At 59.0% G+C, this 13606-nt stretch carries 17 protein-coding genes and 1 other RNA gene; 6 read left to right on the plus strand and 12 right to left on the minus strand.

All coding sequences use genetic code 11. The features are described 5' to 3' along the window. Positions 1-8 precede the first annotated feature (8 nt). On the plus strand, positions 9-176 hold the full coding sequence (locus FZZ85_RS05540) for an AlpA family transcriptional regulator (RefSeq protein WP_255616026.1): 168 nt from the start codon (positions 9-11) through the stop codon (positions 174-176). A gap of 352 nt (positions 177-528) precedes the next feature. On the opposite strand, the gene FZZ85_RS05545 is transcribed toward FZZ85_RS05540, so the two are convergent. Continuing rightward, entirely contained in the window at positions 529-852 is a 324-nt protein-coding gene (locus FZZ85_RS05545; RefSeq protein WP_226413012.1) for a hypothetical protein, read from the minus strand. Between the two features lie 196 nt (positions 853-1048). Further along, positions 1049-1318: a hypothetical protein gene (locus tag FZZ85_RS05550; protein WP_370631148.1), complete on the minus strand. Its 270-nt coding sequence runs from the start codon at positions 1316-1318 to the stop codon at positions 1049-1051. Positions 1319-1429: 111 nt separating this feature from the next. Between FZZ85_RS05550 and FZZ85_RS12185 the strand changes: the two genes are divergently transcribed. The 3 genes from FZZ85_RS12185 (at position 1430) to FZZ85_RS05560 (ending at position 3411) form a co-directional block, all read left to right on the plus strand. Next, a complete protein-coding gene (locus tag FZZ85_RS12185) occupies positions 1430-2158 on the plus strand; it encodes a hypothetical protein (RefSeq protein ID WP_370631141.1) in 729 nt (242 codons plus the stop codon). A gap of 76 nt (positions 2159-2234) precedes the next feature. Continuing rightward, positions 2235-2621: a glycosyltransferase gene (locus tag FZZ85_RS12190; RefSeq protein ID WP_370631142.1), complete on the plus strand. Its 387-nt coding sequence runs from the start codon at positions 2235-2237 to the stop codon at positions 2619-2621. 31 nt (positions 2622-2652) lie between these two features. Continuing rightward, the gene (locus FZZ85_RS05560; protein ID WP_226413016.1) at positions 2653-3411 is read left to right on the plus strand and encodes a sugar transferase; all 759 of its coding nucleotides are present in this window, start codon (positions 2653-2655) and stop codon (positions 3409-3411) included. Positions 3412-3418: 7 nt separating this feature from the next. Here FZZ85_RS05560 and cbiB read toward each other — a convergent pair whose 3' ends face one another. The 5 genes from cbiB to FZZ85_RS05585 all read right to left on the minus strand — a co-directional run bounded on the left by cbiB (position 3419) and on the right by FZZ85_RS05585 (position 8122). Then, the gene (gene cbiB, locus FZZ85_RS05565) at positions 3419-4438 is read right to left on the minus strand and encodes an adenosylcobinamide-phosphate synthase CbiB (RefSeq protein WP_226413018.1); all 1020 of its coding nucleotides are present in this window, start codon (positions 4436-4438) and stop codon (positions 3419-3421) included. Between the two features lie 119 nt (positions 4439-4557). After that, positions 4558-5553, minus strand: a complete 996-nt coding sequence (gene ilvC, locus FZZ85_RS05570; protein WP_226413020.1) for a ketol-acid reductoisomerase — start codon at positions 5551-5553, stop codon at positions 4558-4560. 62 nt (positions 5554-5615) lie between these two features. Next, positions 5616-6218 (minus strand): ATP-dependent Clp protease proteolytic subunit, encoded by a 603-nt coding sequence (locus FZZ85_RS05575; protein WP_011363833.1) that lies wholly within the window; start codon positions 6216-6218, stop codon positions 5616-5618. Between the two features lie 53 nt (positions 6219-6271). After that, positions 6272-6940: an ATP-dependent Clp protease proteolytic subunit gene (locus FZZ85_RS05580; RefSeq protein WP_041435522.1), complete on the minus strand. Its 669-nt coding sequence runs from the start codon at positions 6938-6940 to the stop codon at positions 6272-6274. Positions 6941-6964: 24 nt separating this feature from the next. Further along, complete coding sequence (locus FZZ85_RS05585) at positions 6965-8122, minus strand: PIN/TRAM domain-containing protein (RefSeq protein WP_226413022.1); 1158 nt, start codon at positions 8120-8122, stop codon at positions 6965-6967. A gap of 39 nt (positions 8123-8161) precedes the next feature. On the opposite strand from FZZ85_RS05585, the gene hemW reads away from it, so the two are divergent. Next, positions 8162-9361 carry a radical SAM family heme chaperone HemW gene (gene hemW, locus FZZ85_RS05590; protein ID WP_226413024.1) on the plus strand — a complete coding sequence of 400 codons (1200 nt, stop codon included), beginning with the start codon at positions 8162-8164 and terminating at the stop codon, positions 9359-9361. A gap of 373 nt (positions 9362-9734) precedes the next feature. On the opposite strand, the gene FZZ85_RS12195 is transcribed toward hemW, so the two are convergent. Next, the gene (locus tag FZZ85_RS12195; RefSeq protein ID WP_370631143.1) at positions 9735-10070 is read right to left on the minus strand and encodes a hypothetical protein; all 336 of its coding nucleotides are present in this window, start codon (positions 10068-10070) and stop codon (positions 9735-9737) included. A 61-nt stretch (positions 10071-10131) separates the two neighbouring features. Next, complete coding sequence (gene panB, locus FZZ85_RS05600; protein WP_226413026.1) at positions 10132-10941, minus strand: 3-methyl-2-oxobutanoate hydroxymethyltransferase; 810 nt, start codon at positions 10939-10941, stop codon at positions 10132-10134. Between the two features lie 43 nt (positions 10942-10984). On the opposite strand from panB, the gene ffs reads away from it, so the two are divergent. After that, positions 10985-11082: signal recognition particle sRNA small type (gene ffs / locus FZZ85_RS05605), an RNA gene on the plus strand. A gap of 41 nt (positions 11083-11123) precedes the next feature. Here the strand turns inward: ffs and ftsZ are convergent. The 3 genes from ftsZ to FZZ85_RS05620 form a co-directional block, all read right to left on the minus strand. Next, on the minus strand, positions 11124-12233 hold the full coding sequence (gene ftsZ / locus FZZ85_RS05610) for a cell division protein FtsZ (RefSeq protein WP_226413028.1): 1110 nt from the start codon (positions 12231-12233) through the stop codon (positions 11124-11126). A gap of 117 nt (positions 12234-12350) precedes the next feature. Then, positions 12351-13196 carry a cell division protein FtsQ/DivIB gene (locus FZZ85_RS05615; RefSeq protein WP_226413030.1) on the minus strand — a complete coding sequence of 282 codons (846 nt, stop codon included), beginning with the start codon at positions 13194-13196 and terminating at the stop codon, positions 12351-12353. After that, entirely contained in the window at positions 13184-13594 is a 411-nt protein-coding gene (locus tag FZZ85_RS05620; RefSeq protein ID WP_226413032.1) for a hypothetical protein, read from the minus strand. Before FZZ85_RS05620 ends, FZZ85_RS05615 begins: the two co-directional genes overlap by 13 nt. Positions 13595-13606 lie beyond the last annotated feature (12 nt).

Below are 13606 nucleotides of genomic sequence, written 5' to 3' on the forward strand. Positions count from 1 at the left end.
CCCGTTTCTTGCGGCTTGCAGAGGTGCTTGAGATGACGGGTATGGGCAAGACCTTCATCTACGCCCGCATGAAGGACGGAACCTTCCCCAAGCAGATCCAGTTGGGTTCCCGTTCAGTGGTCTGGAACGAGCAGGAGGTCATCAAGTGGATGGAAGACCAGATGGCATCCAGATAACTCAATGAGGGTCGTTCGCCGGCGTTCGTGACCTGCCGCATCCTTTTGGTGTAGGAAATGGTGTAGGAAATTCCGACGATTTCGGAAAAATCGTTCGTAGCCGTTCGCTGAGGTGCGTCAGGGAGTGAAATCGTCTTCCACCCTCTCCGTTATTGAATGAAAGCCGAGCTATTGAACAATATTGAACTCACTCCCGCTCAGAACTTCTTGAGAAGGAGGTATCGATTTCAAGAAAGACTGATCAAATGTGTTGATCGTGCAGCAGCCTGCGCACCATGATTTTTTGTTTTCAGCAACCATTTTTGTATTCTCTGTAATGCAGGAATTTTGAGATTTTTCTGCTGGCTTTTGCTTAAAGGGCAATCAGCGCTGCTCTCATTGATGGTTCATTCTCAGTATGGAGGAGATCAAAAATGCGTTGTCGCCATTCTTTCGGCGAGGTGTCAGGGTGATCATGTCGAGCTGCTTGGTTCGCTTTGAAATCTGCCGCAGCATCTTCGAATTGGTGTTGTGATTGATGCTCGTCAGATCGATATGAAGCAGCAGGCAGTGTTTCGGCTTCCATGTTTTTCGTTTTTTTGAAGTTGACTGGATCCATCAGCCACTTCATTCGTTCAACTATGGAGCGTTTCAGGAGTTGATTCGGATCACAGCCCAGTCGCTCCAGCACGTTCAAGGTGAACGCATCGTGATGCGCCTGCAATCACAATCACGTGGCGAGCCCGTTGTCCTTATTGCTCATCCTCATTTCGTCCCTTGTCCAGTCGTTGGCTGCGATCTTGCATGCAGGAGATGTTTCATTTGAATATGCATTATTAGAGAACTATGGCGTGGGTTCCCGTCTAATTTTTTAGCAACCTCTCTTGATCCTTTCAGGAGTGGAACAAAAGCACCAGTCCTTGTTCCACCTGATGGAACTCCCGTTCCTCTCGGCTGAGGTCGAGCCCCACATTGAGCCCTTCTTTTAGTGCGTCCTCAAAGGGCGGTGTTGATGGCGGAGCGCTGTTAATCCAAAGTGCCGCAATACCCACCGCTGTGGCATGCCAACGGAATCGGCTCGTTGTGCCGATGTCCGGTTCATTCAACGCCTCCTCCAGGAGGATGTTGATGGTGAGGTTCGTACTGGACATGTGCACCAGCATCGTGATCTTGGCCTGCTCCTGCAATGAGCTGAGAGACTTCGTAGCGTTCGCTTGATTCCATAGGAATGTCCTTGGCTTCGGATCACCTCCCATAGCGCATCGCTCTGGTTCATGAGTGCTCACCGCCTCGTTCTGTCTGTGGTGCAGAGCAGGTTGTTCAAGAGGTTGATTCCCTGCTGCGCAGCCTTGGATGTGAGCCGTAGATGGCGGCCCTCATTGACGCCGAATCTCCACAGCCCGGTAGTTGGTCGTACGGACCACCTGTCCTCACCAGCCCGATTCAGCGCCTGCGTTGGGTCGCAGCCATGTGCAGCAGTATCTCCGCTGTTCCCCTTTGCGATCGAACAGATCGATCTCCGCGCTGCTGAGCTGGCTATCAGCAGCAGCCACCTGGTGGCCGAGGGAGTGTTGACGGCTCCGGATCAGCTGCGCGTCAATTGCATGCACACACCCGTGCGTTACGCCTGGGATCAGATGCACGCATATCTGCAGCGTTCGGCGCTCGCTCGGAGTGTTCTGGGCCCTTTGATTCGCTGGCAGTTGCATGCTCTGCGGCAATGGGACCAACTCAGTGCTCAGCGGGTGGATCACCTCATCGCCAACTCCCGTTTCACGGCGCGTCGAATCCGCAAATACTGGGGGCGGGAGGCCAGCGTGATCTATCCACCACCCCCCGTGGAATTGGAGCGCTTTTGTTGTGACGCCGATCGAGACGACGTCTACCTCTGCCGGTGCCGTTTAGTCCCTTGCAAGCGGGTGGATCTTGTGGTGGAAGCCTTCAACTGTCTTGGTCTTCCCCTGCTGGTGGTTGGCGATGGCCCTGAGAGGGGACACCATTAGAAGTTCTGGCTGGTGGCCCCACCGTCACCTTGCTCGGGCGTCAGTCCCAGCAGCAGGTGGAAGAGCTCATGGCCCGTTGTCGGGCATTTGTGTAGCCGGCCTGGAGGAGTTCGGCATTGCTCCGGTGGAAGCGATGGCGGCCGGAGCGCCGGTGATTGGGTTGGGGCGGGGCGGTTTGTTGGACACGGTGCGTTGTGCGTCCGCCGAACTCAAGGAGCCTTCCGGGGTTCTGTTCCCGGACCAGAGCGTCGAGTCGCTGGTGCAGGCCGTGGAGTGGTTTGAACAAGAACGGATTTGGCGTTCTCTGGATTCGGAATCCATCCGTGCGTGGGCCAAGCGCTTTCGGGCGGAAGCTTTCGCGGCTCGCTTTGAATCGGCACTGCGTATGGCCTGGAGCACTCATCAACGGGGCTGTGCCGTTGCAGCGAGTGACCCTGCGGAGATGAAAGGGCTCCGCCTGTGACGTTGAGTGTGGTGAGACCCAGGTTGAGCCTTTGACCTCGGCCTCTCGGCCATCCTTGATTGAGACCGCAGGGCGTGCAGCTCGCCGTGGCAAGTACAAGCCACACCTTGCGCTGATCTCAGCCCCGCCCTCGGTTCTCTCGACCGGCACTCTGATTCGGCATCAGAACAGATGGGGTCGTGCATTCAAGCGCACAGGAGACATTGTTTTTTCTCTCGCCGTACTCAGCATCGGTTCACCGGTGCTTTTGCTTCTGGCGGGATTGGTGAAGCTCAGTTCGCCGGGACCTGTGTTCTACGTCCAGCGTCGGGTGGGCCGGAGCTACCAACGTTTTGGCTGCATTAAGTTCCGCACCATGCGGGCCGAGGCGGATGCCGTACTGGCGCGTGTGCTTGAAGCCGATCCCTCGCTGCGCGCTGAGTTCGAGCGTGACTTCAAGCTCAAGCGTGATCCTCGGATCACTCCTGTTGGCCGTTTCCTCCGCCGCTCGAGCCTTGATGAACTACCGCAGTTTCTGAACGTTCTCCGCGGGGAGATGAGTGTTGTCGGTCCACGCCCGATCGTTGACAAAGAACTCGTTCGCTACGGCCCTTACATGGACGAAGTTGCTTCAGTGCGACCCGGTTTGACTGGACTCTGGCAAGTGAGTGGCAGGAACAACTTGAGCTACAAAAAACGTGTCAAGCTCGACCTGGCCTACGCCCGTGGTCGTTCGTTCGGCCTGGATTTTGCGATCATCCTTCGCACGTTTGGTGTGTTGCTCCTCCCGATGGACCGGGGAGCTTACTGATTCGTGTTCAACGGGTGATTGCCCATTGGATGATCCCAAGAGTACTGAGCCAGACGATCTCCAGCCGGCTTGATGCCTTCAGAACAGCTCTGACCGAAGCCACGTTTGCGGTTGGTTGGCCAGCCCCAAGCACCGGTTTCTGAACCAAGCGCTCTCCATACCTGTTTTCGCCGCCGAGTTGGATCCCGATGCAGTGTGCGTAGATCGCTTCCGAACGCCCTGCATTGGGGGATGGATCTGCTGACCCATCCCGTTCTGCAGCTTGCACCCGTCGCGCCCACTGCGTCCAGGGAGGGCAGACCAGGGGCAGCGTCAGCATGACCAGACGACAGGGCAGCCAGGTGAGCAGATCATCGAGGCGTGCTCCGGCTGTTCCTAACCAGCGCAGACGACCGGTGCGGTACCCGAGCATGGAATCCAGCGTGCTGCTGGCCTTGAAGCCCCAGGCCAGGGCCAGGGGGCCAGGGCCAGAGGCCATGACCATCCAGAGCAGCGCACCGATCCCCATCCAGAACAGAGGAGCGAATACGCCATCCACTGCATTTTCCGAAGCGGTTTCGGCTGTGGCCCTGAGCAGTCCTTCTCGATCCAAGCTCTGAACGTCTCGTCCGACGATCCAGCTCAAGTTCCTGCGGGCCGGCTCGAGGTTTCCTGCCTCCGCTGATGGCAAATCATTCAACACCGCCAGCACGCTGTCCCTCAGGCTGCGGGCCGCCAGGGTGCTGGCGAGGCTCAGAGCCAGAACGGGGATGGAAATCCACTGCCATGGGGAGGGAAGCCACAGCAGCCGCTCTAGGCACCAGCCCGTCAGGACGCTGCCAAGCACCAGGATCAGGGTGATCAGGCCTCCCCCAATCCGTAGCTTCATCGGATGGTCACCCGTCCATGGCTCGATCCAATGCCGCAACTGCCGGATGCTCCACCCCATTACCACCACGGGGTGGAGCATCCGACGCGGGTCACCGATCAACTGATCCAGCAGTGCTGCCCCAAGCACCAGCAGGCTTCCCACCGTTTCTGAGGTCATGGGAGGGGCATGATCAGGAACCAACAAAAAGCCCCGCTCTGCACCGTTCGGGCAACAGAGCGGGGGGTGCGGTGAGTGATGGTGTTTGATCCCACCGGGTGTTGAGCGCTTGCGCTGGATCAGACGTCCTTCAGCCAGCTGAACATCGAGCGCAGGCCTTTACCCACTTTCTCGATCGGATGCTGAGAGTCACGATCGCGCACCTTCTTCATTTCGGGCTTGCCGGCTTCGCATTCGGCCACGAAGTTTCTGGCGAATGTGCCGTCCTGGATGTCAGCCAGAACACGCTTCATCTCGGCCTTGGTGTCGGCGGTGATCAGACGGGGGCCGCTGACGTAATCGCCGTACTCCGCGGTATTGGAGATCGAATCGCGCATGGAGGTCAGTCCTCCTTTCACCATCAGATCCACAATCAGCTTCACCTCGTGCATGCACTCGAAGTAGGCAAGTTCGGGCTGGTAACCCGCTTCCACCAGTGTCTCGAAACCAGCCTTCACGAGCTCTGACAGACCGCCACACAGCACAGCCTGCTCACCGAACAGATCGGTTTCGGTCTCCTCTTTGAAGTTTGTCTCCAGGATGCCGGCACGGGTACCGCCGATTCCCTTGGCGTAGGCCATGGCCATGCCGCGTGCATTGCCGGAGGCGTCCTGTTCGATGGCGAACAAGGCGGGCACGCCCTGGCCGTTCTGATATTCCCAACGCACGGTGTGGCCTGGGCCCTTCGGGGCGATCATCACCACATCCACATCAGCGGGGGGCTTGATCAGTTCGAAGCGGATGTTGAAGCCGTGGGCGAAGCTGAGAACCTTGCCTGCACTCAGGTGAGGTGCGATTTCTTTCTCGTAGACGTCCTTTTGGAATTCGTCGGGTAGCAAGACCATGATCCAGTCAGCCTTGGCCGATGCATCGGCCACGCTCAGCACTTCAAGACCATCGGCCTTGGCCTTCTCCGCTGAGCGGCTGCCGTCGTAGAGGCCCACCACCACGTTCACACCTGAATCCTTCAGGTTCAGAGCGTGGGCATGACCCTGGGAGCCATAACCAATGATGGCCACGGTCTTGCCATTCAGCAGACCGAGATCGGCGTCGGAGTCGTAGAAGAGCTGGGCCATCCGGGGCGGGCTTGCGGAACACTGCAGTCGACGAGCTTACGCAGTGGCCTGCCCCGTTCGGTTCAGGCCTCGTTCGGATGGGAGATGACACGGTCGATCAGGCCGTATTCCTTGGCTTCTTCGGCACTGAGGAAGTAGTCCCGGTCGGTGTCCTTCTCGATCTTCTCGAAACTCTGGCCACTCATATCGGACAGGGAGCGGTTGAGCATCTCCTTCATTCGCAGGATCTCCCGTGCCTCGATTTCGATATCACTGGCCTGGCGACGGCTGGTGCCGCCGAGGGGCTGGTGGATCATGATTCGACTGTGGGGCAGGGCGACTCGTTTCCCCTTGGTGCCAGCGGCTAAGAGGAAGGCACCCATGGATGCGGCGAGGCCAACGCAGATGGTGACCACCTCGCTTTTGACGTACTGGATGGTGTCGTAGATCGCTAGGCCCGCCGTGACAGAGCCACCTGGGGAGTTGATGTATAGGTAAATCGGCTTGCTGCTGTCTTCCGAGTCGAGATACAGCATCTGGGCCACCAGGCTGTTGGCGATGCCGTCATTGACCTCAGAGCCGAGGAAGAGAATCCGTTCCACCCCGAGACGGGTGTAGATGTCGACCCAGCGCTCCATCTGGCTGCCAGGCAGGCGGTAGGGAACGCTGGGGGTACCGATCGGCATTGTTCAGAACGTGGATGTAAGAAGTGGAGAAGGGTTGGATCTGATGCCGTGGATCAGACGGGGGGATTGCCAGGAAGGTCTTTGCGGCTACTGAGCACTCGGTCGATGAGTCCGTACTCAACGGCTTGCTGGGGAGTCAAGTAGCTCATCCGGTCGGAATCTTTGCTGAGCTCTTCCACAGACCGTCCTGTGTTGGTGGAAAGGATTTCAAGCATCGCTTGCTTGTTGTGAAGCACTTCTTTGGCCCGGATTTGTATGTCCGTCGCCTGGCCGCGGGCACCGCTGCGGGGCTGGTGCAGAACGATGGAAGAGTTGGGGAGAGCGGCTCGTTGACCTTTCGTTCCTGCGGAAAGGATCACAGCGGCGGTACCCATGGCCTGGCCGATACAGATGGTGTGCACCGGGGGCTTCACATAGCGGAGGGTGTCGCAAATGGCGAAGGCTTCGGTCTCGAAGCCGATCGCTTCACCCGAGTACCAGCTCGTGCCTGTGGAGTTGATGTAGAAGTAAATCGGCTTTTCTGGGTTGTCGAATTCCAGATAAAGAAGCTGAGCAATGATCAGCTCAGTCACGTCGATGCCCATCTGACGCTTGGCGTCGTCGTCAGAGAACAGGGGCAAGCCCAGATAGACGATCCGCTCCTTGAGCAGGAGTGAGGGAAGGTCGGGAGGTGGTGTGCGCATCACGGCACTGTCGCCGTAGTACGGGGCCGAAGTTGTCATCTCCACCATCGCAGTGGGGCGAGCCTAGCCGGGGTCAGCGGGCTTGCGGTTGCTGGTTTTGGCCGGTTTCCCCTGACTTTTCGATTTCGTTGCAGGCTTGGTGTCGGTTGATGCATCCTTCTCGTCCAACCGTGCAAACACCATGCGCCCGGTTGGGGTTTGCAGGGCACCGGTCACCACCACAGGTTTGCGTTGGCCGATCAGCGATTTCGCCTCGTTGACCACCACCATCGTTCCGTCGTCGAGGTAGCCGACCCCCTGGCTTTCCTCCTTGCCTTCACGCACGATCTTGAGTTTGAGTTCGTCGCCGGGTTGCACTTCAGGCCGCAAAGCGATCACCAGCTCACTCAGATTCATCACCTTCAGGTCTTTGACCTGGGCCACCTGCGCCAGGTTGAAGTCTGCGGTCACCAGCGTGCCACCGGTGTCAGACGCAAGCTGCAGCAGTCGGTCGTCCGTTCCCTTGCCGTCGTAACGCGTGCTGTTGATCACCAACCGCCGCCCGTAGGTTTCCCGCAGATCCTTCAGCAGCTTCAGGCCACGTCGGCCCTTTGCTCGCTTTTCGATGTTGGTGGAGTCCGACAGCTGTTGCATCTCATCGATCACCGATTCGGCAACGATCACCTGCCCTTCCAGTAAGCCGCAGGCGAGCATGCCTCGGATCCGGCCATCGATGATCACGCTGGTGTCCAGAATCTTGGCTGTGGCGGGGGTCAGCACCCCATCGGCCACCAGCAGCGCCTCAGTGCTGGCGGGATTGAACAGGCGCAGCAGCGTGCGGCCGTGAACTTCTGCCAGGTTGCTTCCCAGAATTCCGAAAAAGACGTTGCTCACCACCGCCAGAAGGGGTTTGAGCAGAACAATTCCCCCGGAGAAGGGAAGCAGCAGAACGGGCAGCAGTAGCAGGTTGGCCACCAGCAGTCCCAGGATCAGGCCGACAGCACGGCTCACCAGTAGATCGGTGGGCATGGTGCGCACCTGTTGCATTAGGCGCACCCGCAGCTTTTTGAACACCAGGCCTGCGATCAAGCCAACGCCACCGCCAGCTCCGCTGAGCTGAAGACGTAACTGTTCAGCATTTGTGTTTGCACTCACCAGCCCATCGGGCAGCAAGTGAATCCCCATCCAACCGGCAGCTGCACCGGAAACCACAAACAGAAGCAGGATGAGCGGATCCACCATGGGTTCAGGTCGTGGCAGCTCGATCCGGATGCCAAAAGCATGCCTTATCCCATCCCACCTCGCAGCGCCTACCTCCACATTCCCTTCTGCCACCGGCGCTGTTACTACTGTGATTTCGCCGTTGTTCCGCTAGGGGACCAAGCCCGGGCTGACCATGGGCCTGGCAGTCGCTCGATCCGTGAGTACCTGAGCCTGCTGGATCGGGAAATCGCTTCTGCCCCAAGCGGTCCGCCCTTATCCACGGTCTATATCGGCGGGGGAACGCCATCGCTGTTGTGCCCTGATCAGATCGGATCACTGCTCGATGCCTTGGCAGAAAAATTTGGTATTCAACCGGGTGCGGAAATCACCCTGGAGATGGATCCGGCCACCTTTGATTCCGCGCAATTGGCCTCCGTACTGGCCCATGGAGTGAATCGCATCAGCCTCGGGGGCCAGAGCTTTGATGATGCGGTGCTCGAACAGCTGGGGCGTCGGCACCGCCACACCGACCTCCATGCGGCGATTGACTGGTTGGTTCAGGCCTGGCGCGATGGCGCGCTCCGCTCCTGGAGTCTCGATCTCATCCAGAACCTCCCGGGCCAGACCCTGGCTGGGTGGGATGCGCAGTTGGATCAGGCCCTTGCTAGTCAGGCCCCCCATCTCTCGATCTACGACCTTTCGGTGGAACCCGGCACGGTGTTTGATCGCCAACGCTCGCTTGGTCTGTTGAAGCTGCCGGAGGACGACCTTGCCGTGGCGCTGATGGGGCGAACATCGCAACGGTTGGCGGCTGCTGGCCTCAGCCGTTACGAGATTTCAAACCATGCCCGTCCGGGCCATGCCTCTCGTCACAACCGGGTGTATTGGAGCGGTGCCGGTTGGTGGGGATTTGGCATGGGAGCGACATCAGCACCCTGGGGGGTGCGCTTGGCGCGACCCCGCACCCGCGCTGCCTATGCGGCATGGCTGGAGAGCCCTACTGAGGAATCCATCGCGGAGGCTGGTCTCCCATTGGATGATCAATTGCTGGTGGGTCTGCGGCGCCGAGAAGGAGTGACCCTTCAAGGTCTTGATGCCGATGCCCTGGTGCGCCGATGGCAGCCGTTCGTTGAGCGTGGATGGCTGCAGCAGCGAGCAGGCCGTTGGTGCCTCACCGACCCCGAGGGCATGGCCCTCAGTAATCAGGTGCTGATTGAGGTGATTATGTGGTGGGAAGAGGCTTTAGAAGGCCAAAGCCAGTCACATCAAGCGATCTGATTGATCAGCGGTTGCTGTTGCGTTTAGCTCGGACTGCAACGACCTTGCGATCTGTATGGCTGGCTGGTTCAGAAATGTGAATGAATTCGCCCGAAATCCCAAAAAAAAGAGGTAGGCCCCTCAGCCCACCCCCAAACGACGCATTGAAGGCACCACTGCCTTCAGGTTCATCATCGCTGACGAATGGGCCGTCGCCAGGTATCAGTTGCATCTAATTAGGCATTAATGCTTAGCCAGATCTTCTCAAGTTGGCTGTGAGGATGGCTAAGGCGCTAGCACCACTGCAAACGCTTGGGAGACGGAATGTTCGCGGGTTCCCTCGCCCGCGTCTCCCTAAACGCTTGAGACAGTCGAGCCAAAGCTCGAATATTGCTCACAACTGTCTTGAAAGATCAGATGAAGCAGGGTCAGCCAACAACTCTGAGATGTTGGGCATGGGATCAGGCTTCCCATCAGAAATTGCACGTGCACGAAGGTAAAACCAGCTCTCGGTGTCGCCCTTGGCCTCCATGCTCTCGGCGATGGATGTCCAGTTGTTGATCTCAGCTTGATCCATAGGGAAGCAAATAAAAAATCTCCGGAACCCCTCAGAACCGGAGATCGTCCAACGGTCTGGTTGCAGCTCTGCATTCAGACGTGCGGAGCCTAAAAATCGAGAGCAGACGACGGAGGTACGGATGACCGTTGTCGTCTCTCGAAACCCAGCCATTCCTTTCCAGGCTTCGCATCACAGACAGCCCTGTGGCGCTTTTAGGGCTGTGATTCAAGTTCTAATCGGTTTGGGTGTTCTCACCTTTGGTGGGGGGAGTGTGGTTCCGGGTCTGATTGACCCAACCCTTCAACGCGTCGATAAACAATCGGCGGCCATCCACGAGCGCTGGGCTGAAGGGAGGTTGTTTGGCAGTGAGCCCCAGCAGGTCTGCCGTGACGCGCACCTGGCCGTCGCAGCCGTCACCTGCACCGATGCCGATCACCGGGATGGTTAGGGCCTGCTGCACCCGGCACGCCAGCTCCGATGGAACATGTTCCAGCACCAAGGAGAAGCAGCCCTTCTGCTCAAGGGCGCACGCCTGCTCGATCAGGCGTTCTTGGCTGATGGCATCCGTCGCCTGACGGCGGTAACCCAAACGATGCACGGCCTGGGGGGTGAGGCCCAGGTGCCCCATCACAGGAATGCCCATCCGCACCAGACGGTCGATCACAGCAACGACTTCCGGTTCCGCTCCCTCCAATTTCACCGCTGCAGCACTTGACTCCTTCAGCAGGCGTCCTGCAGCCGCCACGGCGAGGTCTTCACCGCACTGGTAGCTAAGAAAGGGCAGGTCGCAGACCAACAGGGGCTGATTGGCGGGCAGGGTCGTCAATCCCCGTGCCACCGCCTGGGTGTGATGGAGCATCTGGTCCAGGCTCACCGGCAGGGTTGTGGCATGGCCCAGCGCCACCATCGCCAGTGAATCACCGATAAGCAGCACATCGGCACCGGCGGCTTCTGCCAGGGCCGCAGAGAGGCTGTCCCAAGCGGTGAGCACGGCGATGGGTTTGCCCTTCTGCTTGAAGTAGGTCAGATCAGAAGGACGCATGCAGCTTCAGAACCCCTCGAGGGCTCATTGCTAGCATTTAGCCGATTCGGGCCTATGCGGCTCTGACGCCCAAATCTGGTCAGAACCGGAAGGGAGCAGCCACACGGGATGCTCAGGGCAGGCGTGGGTTCCGGGTCACCACCTTCGAAGCAGCCGTCAGACCAGAAGGCCTGACAGTGTTCTCATACCGTGCCGTTGTCCTGTTGTTGACGACGACGCAGGAATTCAGGAATGCGGGCGCCGTTCTCTTCAGGTTCCCCACGAGTCAACATTCCTGGCACAGAGCGGCTGCGCTCGCTGCGGTAGGGCTGCTTGTTTTCGAATCCTGTGGCGATCACCGTGACGTGAATTTCGCCTTCGAGCGCCTCATCCACTACAGCGCCCACAATGATGTTTGCTTCCGGGTCGACGACGTCGTAGATAACCTCGGAAGCAGTGGTCATGTCCTCCAGGGTCATGTCCTTGCCGCCGCTGATGTTGATCACACAGCCCTTCGCGCCATCGATCCGCTCGGTTTCCAGCAGTGGGCTGGCGATCGCAGCCTGTGCTGCTTCCACGGCTCGGGAGCGACCGGAACCGATTCCGATGCCCAGCAGTGCCGTTCCCGCTTCTGTCATCACGGAACGAACGTCCGCAAAGTCAACGTTCACCAGGCCTGGGCAGGTGATGATGTCACTGATGCCTTTGACGCCCATGCGCAGGACGTCGTCCGCACTGCGGAAAGCTTCCTGAAGAGGAGCTCCGCCGATGGCATCACGCAGGCGGTCGTTGGGGATCACGATCAGCGTGTCCACATGTTCCGCCAAACGAGCGATGCCTTCGTCGGCCTGACGCATGCGACGACGGCCCTCAAAGCTGAACGGCTTGGTCACGATTCCGACGGTAAGAGCACCGACTTCACGGGCGACTTCGGCCACCACTGGAGCAGCACCAGTACCCGTTCCACCACCCATGCCAGCGGCAATGAACACAAGATCGGAGCCCTGCAGTGCATCGTGCAAATCAGTACGGGATTCCTCGGCTGCTTTCTGGCCGATGGTCGGATTGCCGCCGGCGCCAAGCCCGCGGGTCAGGGTCTGCCCCAGCTGCAGGCGTTGCTGGGCTTGCGATTGAATTAGGGCCTGCGCATCGGTGTTGAGAACGCGATAGCCAACCCCCTCAAGGTCACTGAGGATCATGCGGTTGACGGCATTGCTGCCACCGCCGCCAACGCCGATGACCTCGATGCGGGCGGATTGGCTGGGCTGGATTCCCGCTGCCGTGTAAGACCCTGAGCCGCTCACCATCTCCATCGTCGAGGCAGAACCGTGTGGTTGAGATGCATTATGTCCCTGAAGCCTGGTCTCGGCTTCAACAGATCACAAACCAGGAACTGAGGTTGTGGTCTCCAGATTTTTAATCCTTTGGATTCAGGGTTGAGTTTTGACCTTTTTGGGCGTGGGTGGAGCCGGCAGTTGCAGTTCCGGTCGGTCCGGATTGCTGAGATCAAGGCTGCTCTGATGGGCCTGGCGCAGGTACTTAGGCAACGTCTTGTTGAGGTGGACGATCGTCTCGATTTGGGCGTTTAGAAGGGCTGGTTCGCCACCCAGATCAATCTCGCCCAGTTCGGTGGTGATCAGACTGACATTGCCGTCAGGGTGAAGCACGATGGCTTTCAGCCTCCCCTCGAACCGATCCTGTTGTTGCAGCAGTGCAGCGATCTGAGCGCGCTGCTGGTCGTTCCAACCGCGCACAACGATGTTCGTGAGCGGTTCTGGTAGTGCGTCGCTCAGTGTGATCCACTCTCCTGCGGCGTTCAGCAGTCCCCGTTCCCGTCCAGCAGGCCCCTGACGCACCGCCTTTGCGACGGGAATCTCGGGCTTCAGGCTGATGATTAGGCGAGCAGGCAGCATTCGGCGCTGCACCTGAGCGCTGCGAACCGGTAAGACCTTCAAGAGTTCTTGTTCAAGAGCCCTGGGACTGACCTCCAGGAGAGGTGAGGGAAAGCGCAGCTTGGCGGCCTCGATGACCTCATTGGTCTCAAGGGCAGCATCGCCGGTCAGGATGATCGCCTCAGGGCTCCGCAGCGTCCAGCCATGGCGCAACAGGGTCCAACTGAATCCTCCACTGAGAAGCAGCAAGGCCGCGAACCGCCAGAGCTGAAGCAATAGGGTCTGGCGGCGCTGCCGGCGGAAGTCCCGGCGCCGGGCGACCTGAGCGGAAACCGGCCGTTGGGAGGGTTTGTTGTTGGTCGAGACCCGGCTCACAGGTCGCATCTGGCCCGTGCCATCAGCTGCTCACCCCAGCTGCGCGCGCGGTCGGCATCAGAGAAGGGCACATCCATCTGCAGGTCCTTACCGATGAGGCGCAGCCGACAACGCCCCTGGGATTCATCGGTGAGCGGCGCATCACCGGATGCCAGCGACATCAGTTCCACAAGCTCAAGCCTGCAGACATCAAACGAGCCCTGATCCTGAAAACAGCCCGCTTCGAAGCTGCTCCATTGCAATTCACCGTTTTTAAGACGGGCACCACCACAACCGTCGAGCTTGGCGAGTTCGGAGCCTTCGGCCCAGGTACGAAACAGGTTTTGGCGCCGTCGTTCCAGCCATCCGAGCGACGCCAGCAGCACAAAGGCCAGCAACAAAGGAAACCAGAGCAGTCCGTGGCTCATGGGTTAGGCGAA

The organism is Synechococcus sp. MU1642 (genome assembly GCF_020514115.1).
Classification (GTDB): domain Bacteria; phylum Cyanobacteriota; class Cyanobacteriia; order PCC-6307; family Cyanobiaceae; genus Parasynechococcus.

What these genes read in the sequence shown, in the direction of transcription:
- FZZ85_RS05550 (WP_370631148.1), bottom strand. Translation starts at nt 1,318, where the DNA reads ATGCTGGTGCACATGTCCAGTACGAACCTCACCATCAACATCCTCCTG.
- FZZ85_RS12185 (WP_370631141.1), top strand. Translation starts at nt 1,430, where the DNA reads ATGAGTGCTCACCGCCTCGTTCTGTCTGTGGTGCAGAGCAGGTTGTTC.
- cbiB (WP_226413018.1), bottom strand. Translation starts at nt 4,438, where the DNA reads ATGACCTCAGAAACGGTGGGAAGCCTGCTGGTGCTTGGGGCAGCACTG.
- ilvC (WP_226413020.1), bottom strand. Translation starts at nt 5,553, where the DNA reads ATGGCCCAGCTCTTCTACGACTCCGACGCCGATCTCGGTCTGCTGAAT.
- FZZ85_RS05575 (WP_011363833.1), bottom strand. Translation starts at nt 6,218, where the DNA reads ATGCCGATCGGTACCCCCAGCGTTCCCTACCGCCTGCCTGGCAGCCAG.
- FZZ85_RS05580 (WP_041435522.1), bottom strand. Translation starts at nt 6,940, where the DNA reads ATGACAACTTCGGCCCCGTACTACGGCGACAGTGCCGTGATGCGCACA.
- FZZ85_RS05585 (WP_226413022.1), bottom strand. Translation starts at nt 8,122, where the DNA reads ATGGTGGATCCGCTCATCCTGCTTCTGTTTGTGGTTTCCGGTGCAGCT.
- hemW (WP_226413024.1), top strand. Translation starts at nt 8,162, where the DNA reads ATGCCTTATCCCATCCCACCTCGCAGCGCCTACCTCCACATTCCCTTC.
- FZZ85_RS12195 (WP_370631143.1), bottom strand. Translation starts at nt 10,070, where the DNA reads ATGGCTGGGTTTCGAGAGACGACAACGGTCATCCGTACCTCCGTCGTC.
- panB (WP_226413026.1), bottom strand. Translation starts at nt 10,941, where the DNA reads ATGCGTCCTTCTGATCTGACCTACTTCAAGCAGAAGGGCAAACCCATC.
- ftsZ (WP_226413028.1), bottom strand. Translation starts at nt 12,233, where the DNA reads ATGGAGATGGTGAGCGGCTCAGGGTCTTACACGGCAGCGGGAATCCAG.
- FZZ85_RS05615 (WP_226413030.1), bottom strand. Translation starts at nt 13,196, where the DNA reads ATGCGACCTGTGAGCCGGGTCTCGACCAACAACAAACCCTCCCAACGG.
- FZZ85_RS05620 (WP_226413032.1), bottom strand. Translation starts at nt 13,594, where the DNA reads ATGAGCCACGGACTGCTCTGGTTTCCTTTGTTGCTGGCCTTTGTGCTG.